Origin of the sequence: Corynebacterium nasorum, from assembly GCF_022345765.1 — a bacterium.
In the GTDB taxonomy this organism is placed as follows: domain Bacteria; phylum Actinomycetota; class Actinomycetes; order Mycobacteriales; family Mycobacteriaceae; genus Corynebacterium; species Corynebacterium kefirresidentii.
In genome coordinates this window covers 16823-35024 of sequence record NZ_JAKRDR010000009.1, presented here as the reverse complement: position 1 = coordinate 35024, position 18202 = coordinate 16823, and the positions used below count along the sequence as shown (strand labels likewise).

The 18202-nt window shown below is 62.2% G+C and carries 20 protein-coding genes; 12 read left to right on the top strand and 8 right to left on the bottom strand.

The features are described from left to right. Positions 1–14: 14 nt before the first annotated feature. Entirely contained in the window at positions 15–233 is a 219-nt protein-coding gene (locus MHK04_RS07715) for a helix-turn-helix domain-containing protein (RefSeq protein ID WP_259824959.1), read from the bottom strand. Next, on the bottom strand, positions 226–774 hold the full coding sequence (locus tag MHK04_RS07710) for a hypothetical protein (RefSeq protein WP_239208243.1): 549 nt from the start codon (positions 772–774) through the stop codon (positions 226–228). The genes MHK04_RS07715 and MHK04_RS07710 overlap by 8 nt, the downstream gene beginning before the upstream one ends. Before the next feature lie 111 nt (positions 775–885). Between MHK04_RS07710 and MHK04_RS07705 the strand changes: the two genes are divergently transcribed. Both MHK04_RS07705 and MHK04_RS07700 read left to right on the top strand, forming a co-directional pair. Beyond that, positions 886–1347 (top strand): PH domain-containing protein, encoded by a 462-nt coding sequence (locus tag MHK04_RS07705; protein ID WP_239208244.1) that lies wholly within the window; start codon positions 886–888, stop codon positions 1345–1347. Then, entirely contained in the window at positions 1344–2669 is a 1326-nt protein-coding gene (locus MHK04_RS07700; RefSeq protein WP_239208245.1) for a PH domain-containing protein, read from the top strand. Before MHK04_RS07705 ends, MHK04_RS07700 begins: the two co-directional genes overlap by 4 nt. On the opposite strand, the gene MHK04_RS07695 is transcribed toward MHK04_RS07700, so the two are convergent. Continuing rightward, positions 2653–3123, bottom strand: coding sequence for a tRNA (cytidine(34)-2'-O)-methyltransferase (locus tag MHK04_RS07695; RefSeq protein ID WP_005322648.1), 471 nt, complete (start codon positions 3121–3123; stop codon positions 2653–2655). The two genes, MHK04_RS07700 and MHK04_RS07695, sit on opposite strands and share 17 nt — an antisense overlap. 23 nt (positions 3124–3146) lie before the next feature. Here MHK04_RS07695 and MHK04_RS07690 point away from each other — a divergent pair, with 23 nt between their 5' ends. The 3 genes from MHK04_RS07690 (at position 3147) to MHK04_RS07680 (ending at position 5411) form a co-directional block, all read left to right on the top strand. Beyond that, a complete protein-coding gene (locus MHK04_RS07690) occupies positions 3147–3995 on the top strand; it encodes a bifunctional methylenetetrahydrofolate dehydrogenase/methenyltetrahydrofolate cyclohydrolase (RefSeq protein WP_023020649.1) in 849 nt (282 codons plus the stop codon). Next, positions 3992–4306 carry a DUF3017 domain-containing protein gene (locus tag MHK04_RS07685; protein WP_239208246.1) on the top strand — a complete coding sequence of 105 codons (315 nt, stop codon included), beginning with the start codon at positions 3992–3994 and terminating at the stop codon, positions 4304–4306. Before MHK04_RS07690 ends, MHK04_RS07685 begins: the two co-directional genes overlap by 4 nt. Positions 4307–4430: 124 nt before the next feature. Further along, complete coding sequence (locus MHK04_RS07680; RefSeq protein WP_049383605.1) at positions 4431–5411, top strand: HNH endonuclease signature motif containing protein; 981 nt, start codon at positions 4431–4433, stop codon at positions 5409–5411. 81 nt (positions 5412–5492) lie between these two features. On the opposite strand, the gene metX is transcribed toward MHK04_RS07680, so the two are convergent. The 4 genes from metX to pdxR all read right to left on the bottom strand — a co-directional run bounded on the left by metX (position 5493) and on the right by pdxR (position 9551). After that, positions 5493–6611 carry a homoserine O-acetyltransferase MetX gene (gene metX, locus MHK04_RS07675; RefSeq protein WP_023020652.1) on the bottom strand — a complete coding sequence of 373 codons (1119 nt, stop codon included), beginning with the start codon at positions 6609–6611 and terminating at the stop codon, positions 5493–5495. Continuing rightward, on the bottom strand, positions 6608–7924 hold the full coding sequence (locus MHK04_RS07670; protein ID WP_239208247.1) for an O-acetylhomoserine/O-acetylserine sulfhydrylase: 1317 nt from the start codon (positions 7922–7924) through the stop codon (positions 6608–6610). Before MHK04_RS07670 ends, metX begins: the two co-directional genes overlap by 4 nt. 123 nt (positions 7925–8047) lie before the next feature. After that, positions 8048–8209, bottom strand: coding sequence for a hypothetical protein (locus tag MHK04_RS07665; protein WP_200288222.1), 162 nt, complete (start codon positions 8207–8209; stop codon positions 8048–8050). Positions 8210–8246: 37 nt separating this feature from the next. Then, the gene (pdxR, locus tag MHK04_RS07660) at positions 8247–9551 is read right to left on the bottom strand and encodes a MocR-like pyridoxine biosynthesis transcription factor PdxR (RefSeq protein WP_239208248.1); all 1305 of its coding nucleotides are present in this window, start codon (positions 9549–9551) and stop codon (positions 8247–8249) included. An 81-nt stretch (positions 9552–9632) separates the two neighbouring features. Here pdxR and pdxS point away from each other — a divergent pair, with 81 nt between their 5' ends. Next, positions 9633–10535, top strand: a complete 903-nt coding sequence (pdxS, locus tag MHK04_RS07655; protein WP_049383609.1) for a pyridoxal 5'-phosphate synthase lyase subunit PdxS — start codon at positions 9633–9635, stop codon at positions 10533–10535. Then, positions 10529–11119, top strand: a complete 591-nt coding sequence (gene pdxT, locus MHK04_RS07650; RefSeq protein ID WP_049383610.1) for a pyridoxal 5'-phosphate synthase glutaminase subunit PdxT — start codon at positions 10529–10531, stop codon at positions 11117–11119. Before pdxS ends, pdxT begins: the two co-directional genes overlap by 7 nt. Positions 11120–11188: 69 nt before the next feature. Here pdxT and MHK04_RS07645 read toward each other — a convergent pair whose 3' ends face one another. Next, positions 11189–13402, bottom strand: coding sequence for an NADP-dependent isocitrate dehydrogenase (locus MHK04_RS07645; protein ID WP_239208249.1), 2214 nt, complete (start codon positions 13400–13402; stop codon positions 11189–11191). Positions 13403–13617: 215 nt separating this feature from the next. Between MHK04_RS07645 and MHK04_RS07640 the strand changes: the two genes are divergently transcribed. From MHK04_RS07640 to trpS, 5 genes are all read left to right on the top strand, one after another. After that, positions 13618–14871, top strand: coding sequence for an MFS transporter (locus tag MHK04_RS07640; RefSeq protein WP_023027815.1), 1254 nt, complete (start codon positions 13618–13620; stop codon positions 14869–14871). A 21-nt stretch (positions 14872–14892) separates the two neighbouring features. Then, positions 14893–15810 (top strand): exodeoxyribonuclease III, encoded by a 918-nt coding sequence (locus tag MHK04_RS07635; protein WP_239208250.1) that lies wholly within the window; start codon positions 14893–14895, stop codon positions 15808–15810. Continuing rightward, positions 15810–16781, top strand: coding sequence for a trimeric intracellular cation channel family protein (locus tag MHK04_RS07630; protein ID WP_239208251.1), 972 nt, complete (start codon positions 15810–15812; stop codon positions 16779–16781). The genes MHK04_RS07635 and MHK04_RS07630 overlap by 1 nt, the downstream gene beginning before the upstream one ends. Positions 16782–16832: 51 nt before the next feature. Then, positions 16833–17024: a hypothetical protein gene (locus MHK04_RS07625; protein WP_023020662.1), complete on the top strand. Its 192-nt coding sequence runs from the start codon at positions 16833–16835 to the stop codon at positions 17022–17024. Positions 17025–17143: 119 nt separating this feature from the next. Then, entirely contained in the window at positions 17144–18169 is a 1026-nt protein-coding gene (gene trpS, locus MHK04_RS07620) for a tryptophan--tRNA ligase (protein ID WP_239208252.1), read from the top strand. Positions 18170–18202 lie beyond the last annotated feature (33 nt).

Below are 18202 nucleotides of genomic sequence, written 5' to 3'. Positions count from 1 at the left end.
CCTGGCAAGGGTTGCTACTCGACGCTGAAGATATCCCCTGGCTGGCAGTCCAGTGCCGTGCACAGCGCTGCCAGGGTGCTAAAGCGTACGGCTTTGGCGCGATTATTCTTTAGAACGGAGAGGTTAACTGGGGTGATGCCCACTTCTTTAGCGAGCGCCGCGCCGGTAATGTCGCGCTCTTGCATAATCCGGTCGAGGTGGCAGATTACTTGGGGTTCTTGTGCCTCAGACAAGGCCTTCGACCTCCTCTTCCAGCGTGCAGCCGCGCTTGATAGCGGCCGAGAAGAGCTGCAAGGTGCAGACGAAGAGGTAGGGAAGCGCAAGCTCGCCAAGCGACGTTCCATCCTGGCTGGCCCACCAGTCGATTCCAAGCTGTGAGGAAGCCCAGTTATTTCCTAGGCCTTCGAGCACGAACCGTCCGATAAACCAGACGAGGATGCCAATGGTCATTCCGTTTAGGGGGCGGATATTTTTCGTATTAAAAACCTGTCCGCGAAGCATCGGCTTGACCAAGTGATAGGCAAAGAACGCGATAATTAGGATGGCCGCAATCTTGACGACGAGCGCCGCGCTAAGTAGCCACAATGGTCCACCGTCGAGGTTGTGTTTGCTTAGACCTTCCGTAACGGCCGCGCTCAGGGCGGTGGAAAACCTTCCGGTGGCAAGGTCGCGCAGGTAAGTCGGGCCGAGGATGATGATCGTAAGGAGGGCGAGACCGGCTGCCGCATTAATTTCGCGGCGCTCGGCCTTGGAGGTGGGCTGTGGGGTGGTCATGACAATCCTTTCTGTCGATAACTTATCGACTTTCGATGTTGTCGTAATTCGATAATATCGAGTAACGATAAGTTGCGCAAGGGGTGGGCCCGATTGATACTGTCAATAACTATGAGCGAAGAAATGAATCCCGTCTCGCCGCGCCTTGTGACCTCGCGCTATATCCACCACCTGAGCTGGATGTTTCTGCTCGCCGCGGCCGCCGCTGCGGCAGGCTTCTGGTGGACCCCGTGGTTCTACTGGGCGGCCGGCATCTTCGTCGGTCTTTTCTTCTGGCTGCTCTGGCTCATTCCCGCTCAAGTGCGCAATATGGGCTGGCTCGAGACCGACGATGAGTTACTTATCACTCGCGGCAAGCTCTGGCATTCCTTCACCGTGGTGCCCTACGGCCGCATCCAGTTCGTCGACGTGACCTCCGGGCCCATCGACCGCGCCCTTGGCCTGAAAAAGCTGCAGCTCCACACGGCCTCTGCCAGCACGGATGCCACCATCAAAGGCTTGGAAGCCCCGCTTGCCGACGCCCTCCGCACCCGCCTTGCCCACCAAGCCCGCGAACGGATGAGCGGCCTATGAGCCCCCAGCCGAACTTCCGTCGCGTCCACCGCCTCACCCCGCTGCTGCGTCTGTGGTCGGTCATCCTGGCCCTCATCGCAGCTTTCGCCCTCAACGTCAACATGGAGGCCCTGCGCGATATCTTCGCCTTTATTACCGGCGAACACCGCGGCGAGGCCTTGCGTGATACCGCCCTCGCCCTCGCTGGTTTCATCGCGGTCTGCGCGGTGGTGTGGCTCGCCTCCGGCCTATGGTGGCGCCGCATGGGCTATCAGCTCGGCGCGGAAGAGCTTTCCCTGCGCCGCGGCCTCTTATCTGTCCAATTGCGCACCGCGCGCTATGACCGCACCCAGGCCGTTGACGTCGTGGAACCCGTCATCGCCCGCCTCTTTCGTCTCGCGGCCGTGCGGGTGGAAACCGCGGGCGGCCAATCTTCTGTCATCGAAATCGCCTACCTCAAAAAGTCCGACGCTGAGGCCCTACGCGATGACATCCTCGCCCGCGTTCACGGCGCTCCCACCTCCCAAACCGAGGCGCCGGCCGAGGAATCGGCTGAAGAACCGGCCGAGGAACCAGCTCTCGTGCCCGAGATCCCCATCGCCCGCTCCCTGATTGCGGCCGCGTTGCGCACGTCCACGCTTTTCCTCGTCGGCTTCCTCATCCTGGTTGTGGTTACGCGGCTGCCGCTCTCGGCCGCGCTGCCCATCCTCGTCGGCGCCCTGCCCAACGCCTGGAACGTGCTCGATTCTTCCTGGCGTTATACCGCCCGCACCGACGGCGAGGTACTCAATATCACCTACGGCCTGGCCGATCGCCGCCGCCAAAGCATTCGCCTTGACCGCATCCACGCCGTGCAGATAACTCAGCCCTTCCTCTGGCGGCCACTAGGCTGGTACGAGGTACGGGTCTCGGTGGCGGGGTATGGGGCGTCGGCAAGCGGAAAGGCTTCTGGTTCCACCCGCATCCTGCCGGTGGGCACCCTCGCCCAAGCCCGGCAATTCCTGCCGGCCGACGCCGCGCCCACCTACGCCTCGCCAGCCCGCGCCAAGTGGGTTTCCCCGCTGGACTACCGCCAACAAACCGTGGCGCTTACCGGCGGCTACGTCATAGTGCGCAACGGCCGGCTCAATCGCCGCGTCAAGGCCATCCACACCTCCCATATCCAGGAGTTGACCTATCGCCGCGGACCGATTTCGCAGGCGCTCGGCCTAGCCACCGTCGGCCTCGACCTAGTCCAGGGGCCCGTGCGCATGGACGCGCGCAACCTCACGCTTGCCGACGCCGCCGCACTCCTTACCCAGCTGCGCTCCCGCCAACTGCCGGAGCTTAAACCGCCCCGTTAAATCCCAATTGGCGCCACGCCTCAAATACGGCCGTCGAGGCCGAATTCGACAAGTTCATTGAGCGCCTGGCCGGCACCATCGGAATGCGCACGCGGTCCGTTACGCGCGGATGATTGATGTGCTCCTCTGGCAGGCCGGTCGGCTCCGTGCCAAAGAGTAGGACATCGCCTTCTTGGTATTCGATATCCGTAAACCACTTATCCGTATGCGTGGTAAAAGCGAAGACGCGCGCGCCCGGCAGCGCATCCATGCAGGCCTGGAAGTCCTTGTGAATCTGCACATCGGCCAAATCGTGATAATCCAGACCGGCGCGCTTTAAGTGCTTATCGTCGAAATTGAAACCCAGCGGCTCAATCAGGTGCAGGCTCGCGCCCGTCACCGCGGCCGTGCGAATCGCGTTGCCCGTATTAGTAGGGATGACTGGGTTATCAAAGACAATGTGCAGCTGGCTCATGCCTTCAGTCTAGGATGGTGGCTATGAGCGCTACCAAACTAGATGGCACACTGTACCGCGACGAGATTTTTTCCGACCTTGCCCAGCGCGTGTCCGCGCTGAAGGAGAAGGGGATTACCCCTGGCCTGGCGACCGTCCTCGTAGGTGAGGATCCGGGCTCCCAATCCTATGTGAAGATGAAACATCGTGACTGTGAAAAGCTTGGCATCAACTCCATCCGCAAGGACCTGCCGGCCGATATCACCCAGGAAGAACTAGAAGCCGTCATCGATGAGCTCAACGCCGATGATGCCTGCACCGGCTACATCGTCCAGTTGCCGCTGCCTAAGCACCTGGATGAAAACGCCATCCTCGAGCGCATTGACCCCGCCAAGGATGCCGATGGCCTGCACCCAGTCAACCTGGGCAAGCTCGTGCTCAACGAGGAGGCGCCCTTGCCGTGCACCCCGAACGGCTGCCTGCATCTGCTGCGCCGCTTCGGCGTCGAGCTCAACGGCGCCAAGACCGTGGTCATCGGCCGTGGTGTTACCGTAGGCCGCCCCATCGGCCTGATGCTTACCCGCCGCAGCGAGAACTCCACCGTCACGCTGTGCCACACCGGCACCAAGGACTTGGCCGCTGAGACCCGCGAGGCCGATATCGTCATTGCCGCCGCCGGCCAGCCCCACATGCTCACCGCGGACATGATTAAGGAAGGCGCCGCGCTTCTCGACGTCGGAGTCTCCCGCGTCGACGGCAAGCTCACCGGCGACATTCACCCAGATTGCTGGGATAAGGCCGGGTTCGTCTCTCCGAACCCAGGTGGCGTCGGCCCGCTGACCCGTGCCTTCCTGGTACGCAATATCGTCGAACGCGCGGAAAAGTTGGCGTGAATCTAGATAATCCGCACGACGCCGAGCTCGCGCCCTCCCCACTGCCGCCTGCCGCGCAGTGGGCAGCAATTGGCATCTTCGTGGCCGGCGTGGTTATCTCCGGCGGCTATGCTGTCTTCGAATACTGGCGCCGGGCCACGTTCCTCCTCGGCCTGGCCCTGCTGTGGCTCACCGTGGTCCGACTGACGTGTGATTCCAGCCGCGTCGGCGTGCTGGCCGTACGCTCGCGCCGCTTTGACGCCTGCTTTACCGGCCTGCTCGGCGCCACGATGGCCTTTCTGGCCTTTTCTGTGGACGCGCTCGGTAGCTAGTTATCCACAGGTTTTGTAGAGCCTTCACCTAACTCGGCCCGAAAGGGTGTGGTTCGGGCGGTTATCCACAGGCTCTGGGCCACCACCGCGCGCCGTTATGCACGGCCGGCTTAGGTTCGGTGCCATGATTTCGAACTACCTGGCTGCCGTGAACTCCCCGATGGTGCTCATCGAGGAGTGCGTTGGGCTGTCGGTAGAAGAGCTCGTCGATAAGGGCTTTAGTGATCGCGAGGCCGCCGAGTTTGCCCGCCTGGCCGATACTTACTTCGGCCGCACCGCCTTTGGTGCTAAACAGCGCGCCGCCCGCCGCACTTCGCTGCCGCTCGACGCGCTGAAAATTATCGAGCACTTCGCACAGAAGATGAAAACCCAGCGGGCGGCCTGGGCATTGCGCGAGGAACTATGTGCCCTGCGCCTTTCCACCAGCGAAATTGATAAGCACGCCCGTCGCCTAGTGCGCGAGGAGCGTACCACCAAGCGCTCCGAAGGCGTGCGCCTGACCCGCCGCCGCGATGACCTGTGGACCCTGACAATTACCGCCGAGTCCGAGTTGGTTGCAGAAATTAATAACCACGTCTCCACCGTCGCCGATGCTCGTCGCGTCTTTGCCGAGGGCGCCTCTACCTCCACAATCACCACCAATGTGGTGCTCAACCTGAATGAGATGGTGAAGGTCACCCACGGCGAGGACGTCACCTTGCAGCTGACCAACGGCGCCCAGATATCTGGTGCGGATCTTGTCCGCCGCGCGCTTGCCGACGTCGGCCTTATCACCCTCATTCACCCCGTCACCGGCCCCGTCAACCTTTATCAATCGCGGCGCTTGGCTACATGGAAGCAACGCCAAATGGCGATGGCAGAAAACCCGGTGTGCCCGTGGCCCGACTGCCACACGCCGGCGGATGAATGCCAAGTCCACCATCTCACCCCGTGGCTGCTGGGCGGCGATACGAATCCCGAAAACCTCACCATTGCGTGCAAGTATCACAATGCTGTGAACGACGATGACCCGAATGCACCGCCGCGTCGCGGCCGGCTCGAGCGTCGTCCTGGAGAAGGCATCGTGTGGCGCCCGCCTTGGGCGAAGCCACCCGACGATCGCTGAGCCGCTTCGTCCCTTCGCCGCCCCAGCGCAGCGCATAGTGCGCGCTGCCCGGCTTTGGCGATCCTTGCTGCCGCGAGCTTTTTAAATCGAGTACTCGGTGGGATCGCCTGCCGCTGCATCAATGCGCGGGTCCGGCTGGGAAAGTCTAAGGAAGTTGCGCAGTATGCGATCCATTTGGCGTGACTCGGTAAGGAAGGCGTCGTGGCCTACCGGGGAGACCACCTTGGCCATAGCCAATAGATTTCCCAGATTGCGCGAGATATGTTCTTGCTGGTGATACGGGTACAAGATGTCCGTGTCTACTCCTACGACCATTGTAGGTACCTTGGATGATCCCAGCGCGCGGTTGAGCCCACCGCGGTCACGGCCGATATCGTGGCGGTTGAGCGCCTCGGTGAGAGTGACATAGGAGCCGGCATCGAAGCGGTCGGCCAGCTTGATTCCTTGGTAATCCAGGTAGGAGTTAACGGCAAAGCGATTATCGCGGCGACGGTAAGGCCCGAGCGGGTTCTCGCCGGTCTGTGCATGAACGCCGAAGCGCTCGTCAATTTCTTGTTCGCCGCGGTAGGTCAGGTGCGCAATGCGGCGCGCGGCCGCCAGCCCCTCGCGCGGGCGCTGGGCGGAAGCGTAATAATCGCCGCCGTGCCAGAACGAATCTTGCTCGATGGCCGCGATTTGCGCCGACTGGATGCCAATCTGCCAAGCAGAGGCGCGGGCCGAAACGGCAATGACGCAGGCTGCGTCGAGGAAATCGGGGTGCATCAGTGTCCACTCCAGCGTGCGCGCGCCACCCATTGAGCCGCCGATGACGGCATGCACGTGGGTGATGCCAAGTTCATGCAAAGCGGCACGCTCGGCCGCAACGAGGTCGCGCACGGAAAGCGCGGGAAAACGCGAACCCCAAGCACGGCCATCGTCTGGGTGCGGAGAAGCCGGGCCGGTAGAGCCTGCGCAGCCGCCCAGTGCATTGGTAGCGATAATGCACCACTTCGTCGTATCCAGCGCCTTGCCGGGGCCTACTAGGTCGGCCCACCACTCGGCCACATTCGAGTCCCCGGTTAGCGCGTGTTCGACCAGGATGACGTTATTGGCGCCATGGGGATCGCCGAGAAGGTGGCCGAAGCGGTGGTAGGCAATGTGGGCGTCGGCAAGCGTGGCGCCGGCTTCGGTGTGGAAATCGCCGATGCTAACTAGCTTCATACCAGCGCGTTAAAGCCCAGCTCGAGGTCCGCGATGATGTCATCGATGTACTCGATGCCCACGGACAGGCGGATAGTGGATTGAGTAATGCCGGCCGCTGCCAGCGCAGGTTCATCGGATTGCGAGTGCGTGGTGGTTGCCGGATGCACGGCCAGGGAGCGGGTATCGCCGATATTGGCGAGGTTGGAGTGGAGCTTGAGGGCGTCGATAAACGCCCAGGCTTCTTCGCGGCCGCCGTCGATGTCGAAGGAGAGCACGGAGCCGGTATAGGCATAGCCGAGCTTTTCCTTGGTGGCCTTATACGGCGAGGAGTCGAGGCCGGCGTAGTTGACCTTGGTGACCTTGGCGTGGCCTTCCAGGTACTCGGCGACGGCTTGGGCGTTGGCATTGTGCTTTTCGACGCGCAGTCCCACCGTCTCAATTCCATTCAGCGTCAGCCAGGCGTTGAAGGGGGAGATGGCGGCGCCGGTATCGCGCAGCAGGCCAGCGCGGGCCTTGAGCGCGAAGGCCGAAGCGCCGAGGTCGGCGTATTTGAGTCCGTGGTAGGCCTCATCCGGGGTGACGAAATAGGGGAATACGGGCTCGCCGTTGCGGGTGACGGTCCAGTCGAAGGAGCCGCCGTCGATAATCGCGCCGCCGACGGCCGAGCCATTGCCGGTATAGAACTTGGTAGTGGAGACCACGACGATATCTGCGCCGAGGTCCAGCGGCCGGGCGAGGGCGGCGGTGGCGATGGTGTTATCCACGATGAGCGGGACCTGGTTATTGTGGGCAACCTCGGCGATGGCGGGGATATCAAGGACATCAGCCACGGGGTTGCCGAAGGTCTCGCCATAGAATGCCTTGGTATTTGGCTGAACGGCGTCTTGCCAGGAGGCCGGGTCGTCCGGGGCCTCGACGAGGGTGACGTCGATGCCTAGGCGCTTGAGCGTGACGGTAAAGAGGGTGGAGGTGCCGCCGTAGAGGCGCGGGGAAGTCACGATGTGGTCGCCGGCCGAGGCGAGGTTCAAAATGGCCGCGGTTTCGGCGGCCTGGCCGGAAGCGAAGGCAACGGCCGCGACGCCGCCCTCGAGGGAAGCGAGGCGTTCTTCCAGCGCGTCCTGGGTGGGGTTGGTCAGGCGGGTGTAGATGGGGCCGGCGTCGGAAAGATTAAAGCGGTTGGCCGCGTGCTCGGCGTCGTTAAAAACGTAAGAGGTGGTCTGGTAAATCGGCACATTGCGGGCGTTGTGGTGCCCGTCGAGGTTTTGGCCTGCGTGTACAGAGCGGGTAGCGAAAGACCAGTTGGAAATGGAGTTATCGTATTTCGTCGTCATGCTTGGCAAGACTAGACCAAGCGGTATATATAGCGAATGATTTTGTAGAAACGCGCTGGCAGCCGTGAGAATAAAAATAGACCAAGCGGTCGGTGTGGCGCTTGGTCTGGTGGGGTGTCTTTCTTAGTGGCGGCGGTCGTGCTCCTCGAGCTGATTAGCAATGCGGCTAGTATTCGCGCGGGTGTCATTGCTATTGCGCACGAGCGTGACCACGAGGGCGATAATTCCAGCGAGGATAAGGACGAAAACGAGGATGAGAAGGAGCTCAATCGGACCTAAAGACAACTATTACCTTTCGTTTATAAACGTGGGCTTTACGGTATCACCCCTGTAAAGCCGCCGCAACTGCAGAAAGGCTTTCGCGTAGCTCGGTATCGCTGAGGTGGCCGAAGCCGAGTACGACGCCGTCTTCAGCTTCGGCCCCGCCCCAATAATCGCGCAGCGGGGTGAGTTTGATGCCGCGGGCGGCGGCGCGGGGGACAACGGCCGGGTCGCACAGTAGGACCGCGTGGAGTCCACCGTGGATGGGAAGGAGCTGGGTGCCATCGATGGAGCCAAGCGCTTCGGCCACTAGGTTGCGGCGGCGTTTATAGGTGCGGCGCATGCGGCCGGTGTGGCGTCGTAAAGCGCCGCTGGCAAGGTAGTGGGCGAGCGCGGCCTGGGGGATGGAGCCGACGGGTTGGCCGAAGATATCGCGCACACGGTCCACGGCCGGGCGCAAGCGTGGCGGGAGGACGAGGTAACCGCATGCAATCGAGGGGGAAATGACGGAGGAAAAAGTCCCGAGTAGCACGGTGTGTTCTGGGGCGAGCGCGGCCAGGGCGGGAAGTGGCTGGCCGACGTAGCGCAGCTCGGAGTCGAAGTCGTCCTCGATGAGGAGGGCGTCATGTGCGCGGGCCCATTCGACGAGCTCTGCGCGCCGGGCTGCAGGCAGGGAGCCGCCGTAGGGATATTGATGGCTGGGGGTGACGATGAGGGCGTCGAGGTCGGCGGTGGGAACAGTGACGCCGTCGCGGCCGGTGGGGATTTCCAGCAGCGTGTGGCCGAGGGCCTGGGGGACTCGGCGCAGGCTGGGGTAGCCGGGTGATTCCACGCCCACGCGCAGCGGGCGGCCGAGGGCGCGCAGGAGTACCGAAAGGCCATCGCGGGCACCGGCCGTGATGAGGATGCGGGTTGGGTCGACGTTAAGCCCGCGCATGTGGCGCAGGTGCGCGGCGACCTCGCGGGGAAGGTCGCCGGAGGGGTCGACGGCCGCAGCGCGCCACGCGGCCCTCCATTCAGGGGTGAGGATTCCCGCGGTGTCGGGCAGTCCGGGCGTCAGTGACACCAGCTCGGGCTCGGCGGCCGGTTTGGGGGCCGGCTCCGGCCGCGGGGCGCGTGCGTGGGGGAGCAGCGGGTTGATGACGGTGCCGGAGCCAACCTCGGCCGTAAGGTATCCCTCGGCCGTGAGTTGCTCGTAGGCGGTGACTACGCTGCCTCGGGAAACGCCGAGCTGGGTGGCTAAGGTACGGGTGGAGGCAACGCGCTCGCCGGGCAGGAGGGCGCCGGCGGCAACCTGGGTGCGGAGGGCCGCGGCGATTTGCACGGGCAGCGGCCGCGTATCAGAGGGATCGAGGCGGAGAGGCACTCCTTCATCATAAGTGGTCTAATCCAACACGCTGAAAATGGCTCTTGTCTTGTACCAATTGTGTGGGCCACTATGTGACCTATGACTGAACAGGTAAATGAACAAGGACGCGCCACTACGCGCGTGAAGCGAGGACTAGCCGATATGTTGAAAGGCGGCGTCATTATGGACGTCGTCACGCCGGAGCAGGCGCGCATTGCGGAGGACGCGGGTGCGTCGGCAGTTATGGCGTTGGAGCGTGTGCCGGCCGATATTCGTGCGCAGGGCGGGGTGGCCCGCATGTCGGATCCAGAGCTAATTGAGGGCATCGTCGAAGCGGTGGACATCCCGGTCATGGCCAAGGCCCGCATCGGCCACTTTGTGGAGGCTCAGATCCTCGGCGAGCTGGGCGTGGATTTCATCGATGAGTCCGAGGTGCTCAGCCCGGCCGATTATGTCAACCACATCAATAAGTGGGACTTCGATGTGCCATTCGTGTGTGGCGCGACCAACCTGGGTGAGGCGCTGCGCCGCATCACCGAGGGTGCGGCCATGATTCGTTCCAAGGGCGAGGCCGGCACGGGCGATGTCTCGGAGGCCGTGAAGCACCTGCGCACGATTAAGGCCGAGATTGCCCGCCTGCGCTACCTGGATCGCGATGAGCTCTACGTCGCGGCCAAGGAGCTGCAGGCACCGTACGACCTAGTCGCAGAGGTTGCGGAGACCGGCAAGCTCCCGGTTGTGCTTTTTGTCGCCGGTGGCGTGGCCACGCCTGCCGACGCCGCCCTTGTCCGCCAGATGGGCGCCGAAGGCGTCTTCGTCGGCTCCGGCATCTTCAAGTCCGGCGAGCCCGCCAAGCGTGCGGAGGCCATCGTCAAGGCGGCGACCCTCTACGACCAGCCGGCCGAACTCGCAAAGCTTTCCCGCGGCTTGGGCGAGGCCATGGTGGGCATCAATGTCAACGACGTGCCTGCGCCGCACCGCCTGGCCGAGCGCGGATGGTAGCCACCGTTGGGGTGCTGGCGCTGCAAGGTGGCGTCGAGGAGCACCTGCGCATTCTTGATGAGCTCGGTGTTGTTACTCGCCGGGTGCGGGTGCCGCGGGACCTGGACGGGCTCGACGGGCTGGTGATTCCGGGCGGCGAGTCGAGTGTCATCGACAAGCTGGCGCGCAGCTTCGATCTGGCCGAGCCGCTGCGCGACGCCGCAGCTGCAGGCCTGCCGGTGCTCGCGACCTGCGCGGGACTCATCTACTGCGCCCGCGAGCTCGATAACCCCGCGCCGGGGCAGCAAACCCTGGAGCTAGTGGACGTGACCGTGCGCCGCAATGCCTTTGGCAACCAGCGCTTTTCCGAGGAACGTACCGTGCCGGTCGCGATGGGGGAGGAAACGCTCGACATTGAGGCGAGCTTTATCCGCGCGCCGCTGGTTACCCGCCTAGGCGAGGGCGTCGAGGTCATCGCGACGGTGCCGGGAGAGGGCGGCGACGCAGTGGTCGGCGTGCGACAGGGCCGCGTGACAGCGCTGAGCTTCCACCCAGAAGAAAATGGCGACGCCCGCGTGCACGCCGCCTGGCTCGATAGCTTCTAAACCCGCGCGCACACTAAAGCCGCCCCGCAGCGAAGCAATGAACGCTGCGGGGCGGCTTTTTGGGAAGAATTACTTCTTCAGGCCGTCGATAATCTCGTTGAACTTTGCTACCGGGCGCATGACGGCAGAGGTCTTCTCGTCATTTGGCCAGTAGTAGCCGCCGAGGTCTGCGGGGTTGCCCTGGGCGTCGACAAGCGCCTGGGCAATCTCGTCTGCCTGGGAGGACAGCTGGGAAGCTACGTCCTTGAAGGCGGCGGCGAGATCGGCGTCATCGGTCTGGTTAGCCAGCTCTTCGGCCCAGAAGGTGGCCAGGAAGAAGTGGGAACCGCGGTTATCGATTTCGCCTACCTTGCGGGACGGGGACTTGCCCTCATTGAGCAGGCGCTCGGTGGCCTTGTCCAAGGTAGCGGCCAGGACGCCGGCCTTCTCGTTGCCGTTGGTCTGCTTTTCGTGGCGGAAGGACTCAGCCAAGGCCAGGAACTCGCCGAGGGAATCCCAGCGCAGGTGGTTTTCTTCTTCTACCTGCTGGACGTGCTTCGGGGCGGAGCCGCCGGCACCGGTCTCGAAGAGGCCGCCACCTGCCATGAGTGGAACCACAGATAGCATCTTGGCGGAGGTGCCCAGCTCGAGGATGGGGAAGAGGTCCGTGTTGTAGTCACGCAGCACGTTGCCGGTAACGGAGATGGTGTCCTCGCCGCGGCGGATGCGCTCGATGGAGGTCTTGGTAGCGGTTACCGGGTCCTCGATGGAGATGTCTAGGCCCTCGGTGTCGTGGTCCTTAAGGTACTTCTCCACCAGGGACTGGATATTGCGGTCGTGGCCGCGCTCCGGGTCGAGCCAGAAGATGGTCTTCATACCGGACAGGCGAGCGCGGTTGACGGCGAGCTTGACCCAGTCCTGGATCGGGGCGTCCTTGGTCTGGCAGGCGCGCCAGATATCGCCTTCCTCCACATCGTGGGAGATGAGGACCTCGCCCTGGGAGTTGCGAACCTCAACAGTGCCCGCGGCCGGGATCTTGAAGGTCTTATTGTGGGAGCCGTACTCCTCGGCCTTCTGCGCCATCAGGCCAACGTTCGGCACGGTACCCATGGTGGTCGGGTCGAAGGCACCATTTTCCTTGCAGTCCTCGATAACAGCCTGGTACACGCCAGCGTAGGAGGAATCCGGAATGACGGCGAGGGTGTCCTGCTCCTCGTCGTTCTTATTCCACATGTGGCCGGAGGTGCGGATCATGGCGGGCATGGAGGCGTCAATAATGACGTCGGAAGGCACGTGCAGGTTGGTGATGCCCTTGTGGGAGTTGACCATGGCAAGGTCGGGGCCTTCGGCAAGAGCGGCGTCGAAAGCAGCCTTGATTTCCTCGCCGTTGTCCAGGTTCTTCAGGCCCTCGTAGATAGCGCCCAGGCCGTTTTCGCCGTTGAGGCCAGCAGCCAGCAGTTCCTCGCCATACTTGTCATATACATCAGCAAAGAAAGCGCGGACGACGTGGCCGAAGAGGATGGGGTCAGAGACCTTCATCATGGTGGCCTTCAGGTGGGTGGAGAAGAGCACGCCTTCTTCCTTGGCGCGCTTGACCTGTGCGATGAGGAACTCATCCAGAGCCTTGGCGGACATGAAGGTGCCGTCGATGACCTCGCCCTTGAGAACCGGCAGCTCCGGCAGTAGGGTCTGCTCGCCGTCGGCGGTCTTAAGGACGATGGACAAGGTGTCCTCGTTGTCCAGGATGACGGACTTTTCATTGTGGCGGAAGTCGTTGTCCGCCATGGTGGCAACGTTGGTCTTGGAGTCCTTGGACCACTCACCCATGCGGTGCGGGTGCTTCTTGACAAAGTTCTTCACGGCCTCCGGTGCGCGGCGGTCGGAGTTGCCCTCACGCAGCACCGGGTTAACAGCGGAGCCCTTGACGGAATCGTAGCGGGCGGCGATGTCCTTTTCTTCCTCGGTGGAAGGGTTATCCGGGTAATCAGGCAGGTCGTAGCCGGCAGCCTGCAGCTCGGCGATGGCCTTCTTCAGCTGCACCAGGGAAGCGGAAATATTCGGCAGCTTGATGATATTTGCTTCCGGAGTCTTGGCCATCTTGCCCAGCTCTGCTAGGGCGTCTTCGACCGTCTGCTCCTCGGTCAGGCGCTCCGGGAACTGCGCGGCGATGCGGGCGGCCAGCGAAATATCGCGGGTTTCTACGTCAATGCCCGCAGTAGAAGCGAAGGCCTCCACAATGGGCTTGAGGGAGTAGGTCGCCAGCAGCGGCGCCTCATCGGTACGGGTCCACGTAATCTTTGCCATGATTCTCCTAAGTAACGTTGGAAAATTGTTCAAGTGCCCAGAGTACCGATTTTGTGGGCGGCATGTGGGCCAGTTTGCTGATAGTGATCCCCCATTTGCGCCCCTTGAAAAGGGTTGCGTGGCCAGCATCACCCACTGGCTGGCGGGGTGGAGATATTCACGAGTACCCGCCGCGGGCATGCTGCAGGTAAACGCGGGGTGTACCCTCACTCTCCATGAAAATCATCGACGAGCTAAGCCCGCGCAGCGCCCATGAACCCCGCATTCGGCGTCGTCCGTTGCCTTTGCAAACGGAGATTACCGCCGGTCGCCGCGCCATCGTGATGGTGGCTATGGCGCTTGGCGCCTTTGCCATTGGCACTACGGAGTTCGTGTCGATGGGCTTGCTGCCGCTTATCGCGGATGATTTTGGCATTTCGGAAGAAAACGCCTCAACCCTCATCACCATCTACGCGATGGGCGTGGTGGTCGGCGCCCCGCTGATTGCGGCCTTTACCGGCAAGCTCCCGCGCCGTCGCCTGATCCTGCTGCTCATCGGATTCCTCGTGGTGGGAAACCTGCTATCGGTGGTGGCACCGAACTACGCCATCCTCATGGTGGCGCGCTTCATTGCGGGTATGCCGCACGGTGCTTATTTCTCCGTGGCGAACCTTTCGGCCGCATCCATGGCGCCTCCAGGCGGACGCGGTAAAGCCATGGCCTATGTGGGCATGGGGCTGGCCATCGCCACGGTCATTGGGGTGCCGGCCGCGCAGGCGCTTGGCTCCGCGTTGGGCTGGCAGGCGGCCTACCTTGTGGTTGTGGCGCTGGGCATTATCACCGCCATTGCACTGTTCTTCCTGATGCCGCACATGACGGAGATGAAGCAGACCGATATCCGCACGGAGTTCGGGGCGTTTAAAAACAGCCAGGTGTGGTTCACCGTCATCATGGGCGTGGTGGGCTTCGGCGGTATGTTCTCCGTCTATACCTATATTTCCTGGACCATGACCGAGGTCGCCGGCATGGATCAGAGCCTCATCTGGGTGGTGCTCATGGCCTATGGCATCGGCATGACCATCGGCAATGCCTTCGGCGGCTGGCTGGCGGACCGCAACCTGGAGTTTGGCATCATCTTTGCCTTGGCCTGCCTTATCGTTATCCTTACCGCTTTTTACTTCCTCTCTGGACACGCCATCCCGGCCACGATTTGCTTTGGCTGCGTGGCATTTATGGGCTCGACTCTGGTGCCTTCGCTGCAGCTGCGCTTGGTGCATGTGGCTGGCGACGCCCAGACTTTGGCCGCCGCGCTCAATCAGTCCGCGCTGAACATTGCGAATGCAGCGGGCGCGACCATTGGCGGTGCCGTCGTGGGTGCTGGCTTGGGCTACTCCGCTCCGGCACTGGCGGGTGCTGGCCTGGCGGCTGCGGGTTGCCTGGTGTGGGCTGCGACGATGTGGGATAAAAAGCGTCTTGCTCGCCATTCATAAACGGACCGATATGCTGGTTGCATGACCCTTACCATCGCGAGCGTTAACGTCAACGGAATCCGCGCTGCGTGTAAGCAGCGCAATGAAAATAACCCCGGCATGAATGCCTGGTTAGAAGAGACTTCGGCAGATATCGTGCTCATGCAAGAGGTGCGCGCTACCCCGGAGCAGGCCGAAAAAGCCTTGGCCCCAGCCCTGGAGTCGGGCTGGCACTTGGCTCTTGCCGACGCCGCCGCAAAGGGCCGCGCCGGCGTGGGCATCTTGTCTCGCACCCCGCTTGCCGACGTCGAAGTGGGCTTCGGCTCCTTTAGCGACGCCGGCCGCTGGATCGCTGCGACCACCCGCGATATCCGCGTCGCTTCTCTGTACCTGCCTTCCGGTGATACGGATTCGCCGAAGTTGGATGAAAAGTACCGCTTCTTGGACGAGTTCCAAGACATTCTGGCGGATAACGCGGCGCGCACGAACCCCGATGGCAGCCCGTCCGAAATGGTGATCGGCGGCGATTGGAATATCTGCCACCGCGCCCAGGACCTGAAGAATAATAAGGCCAATGAAAAGAAGGCCGGCCATCTGCCCGAAGAGCGCGCCTTCATGGACCACGTCTTTGGTGCGTTCCCGGATGATGAGCCGCAGGAAAAGAAGAACCTGGGGCAATGGCAGGGCGTCGTCGACTACGCCGGCGGCGAGCCGTGGGCCCCGGCCGCGCAGCCACAGTGGTTCGACGTGGCCCGCCGCCTGCACCCGGACGAAGACGGCCCCTATACCTGGTGGACCTACCGCGGCCAGGCCTTTAATAACAACGCCGGGTGGCGCATCGATTATCAGGCGGCTACCCGTCCGATGCTGGAGCGCGCGCAGCGCACTTGGGTGGAAAAGGCCCCCACCGTAGAGCAGCGCTGGTCCGACCATTCCCCACTAGTGGTGGAGTACAGCTGATGACGCCATTATTTAGCGTCCTTTACGTAGTCGGCATTACCGCCGAGTCTATGACCGCGGCATTATCCGCTGGACGTCAAAAGCTCGACCTTTTTGGTGTCACCATGATCGCCTCCATGACGGCGCTCGGCGGCGGCACGGTGCGCGATATGATCCTCGATGACCCTCCATTTACCTGGGTAGAACACCCCATTTATCTGGTGATTGTCATCGTGGCGGCCGTGGTGACGGTGGGCATGTCCTTCCTTATGCACTACTTCCGCCATCTCTTCCTCATCTTGGATGCCCTAGGGCTCGCGGTCTTTTCGGTGCTGGGCACCCAAATCGCAGTCCACCTGGGCCACGGGTTCATTATTGCCTCGGTGTCTGCGGTGATTTCCGGCGTTTTTGGTGGCGTGCTGCGTGACCTGCTTTCAGATCGCATTCCGCTGGTCTTTTCCGGCGAATATTATGCCGCCATTTCCCTGCTGGCCGCGGCGCTTTTTATGGCGCTCTACCACGGCGGCCTGGCCGAAGAACCGGCCGCGATCATCACCGCCTCCGTGTGCTTTATTTCCCGCTTGGCCGCGATCTACTTCAAGAAGGGATTGCCCGTCTTTGAATATCGTGATGCAGAACAGCAGATGGACCCGCGTTTGCGGTTGTCCGCGCGCATCGTGCGCGATGGCGCCCGCAAAGCCAAGCGCAAGGCAGGCGCGGCCACGCGATACGCCAGCCCCATCACGCGTCCGTTGACTAGGCCTTTAAGCCGCCCGTTTAAGAACAAGACACGAGCTTTTTCTACTGCGGCAGAGGGGGCGGACTACGACGATATTTCCAGCAACCGCATCGCGCGCCGCCCGAAGCAACAATCGATTACCCGGCCGAGTGGCCGGCACTCGCCAGGGGCGAGGGGAGTAAACGTGGAGCAGCAGTGGAGCTTCAATAAGGGGGACGTCGGCAAGCGCAAGGCGCCTAAACACAAGCAGTAGTGCTACCATAGGCAGGTCAAAAAAATCAGTAATCTGCAACGGAGAAAGTTCATGGCTCGCGCAATTATTTCTTTCGTCCTCGGCGCTGTAATCCTCGGCCTGAGCATTTGGTGGTGGACCATTGTTGGTCCGTCCTTCGCTTTCCTCGGCCCCATCGTGCTCATGGGCGTAGGTGGCGCGCTGATGGTTTCCGGTTGGGCCATCCTGATGGACGTGGTCAGCCCCACCTCCCGCAAGATTTAAAATCTTTGCGTCGCATTCCCTCTGCCCTCCGGGCGGGGGGAATTTTTCGATCCGGGAGGGGCACTGCTGGGGGAAGGATGTGGACCGCGCGCCGGAGCTAAGGGGTAGGATAAAGCACCATGACTGCAGACAATTCCACCGTTTCCCGCGTCCTGTCCGGTATCCAACCCACCGCTGATTCCTATCACCTGGGTAATTACCTGGGAGCGCTCAAGCAGTGGATTGACCTGCAGGACGGCTATGATGCCTTCTACTTCATTCCGGACCTGCACGCGATTACCGTGGAGCAAAATCCCGAGGAGCTGCGCAACCGCACCATCGCGGGTGCCGCCCAGCTTATTGCCCTAGGCATTGACCCGGACAAGTCCACGCTCTTTGTCCAGTCGCACGTGCCTGCGCACACGGAGTTGACCTGGGTCTTTCAGTGCCTGACCGGTTTTGGTGAGGCCTCCCGCATGACCCAGTTCAAGGATAAGTCCGCCAAGCAGGGCTCGGACCGCACCTCGGTGGGCCTATTTACCTACCCGATCCTCATGGCCGCCGATATTTTGCTCTACTCGCCGGATTATGTGCCGGTGGGTGAGGATCAGCGCCAACACATGGAAATGACTCGTAACCTGGCCGAGCGCTTTAATAATAAGTACGGCGAGACCTTCAAGGTTCCGGAGCCGTTCATCCCGGAGGGCGCGGCCAAGATTTATGACCTGCAGGAGCCGACCTCCAAGATGTCTAAGTCCGGAGCCAACCCCAAGGGCTTGGTCAATCTCTTGGACGCGCCGAAGACCTCAGCCAAGCGCATTAAGTCCGCCGTGACGGATGACTTGGGTTCGGTAGCCTTTGACCGCGAAAATCAGCCGGGTGTGTCTAACCTATTGGTCATCCAGTCCGCGCTGACCGGTGAATCCATCGATTCCTTGGTGGAGAAGTACGCCGACCAGGGCTATGGCCACCTCAAGGTCGATACCGCAGATGCGCTGCAGGAATTTACCACTCCGCTCAAGGCACGCTTTGATGAGCTGATGGCGGATCGCGGCGAGCTCGAGCGCATCCTGGCCAAGGGCGCAGAGACGGCGCAAGAAATTGCCCAGCCGCTTGTCGACGACGTCTATGAAAAGGTCGGCTTCCTTCCTCGCCTGCGCAAGTAGTCGGCGGCTGCTTCCCCATGCACCACCCCACAA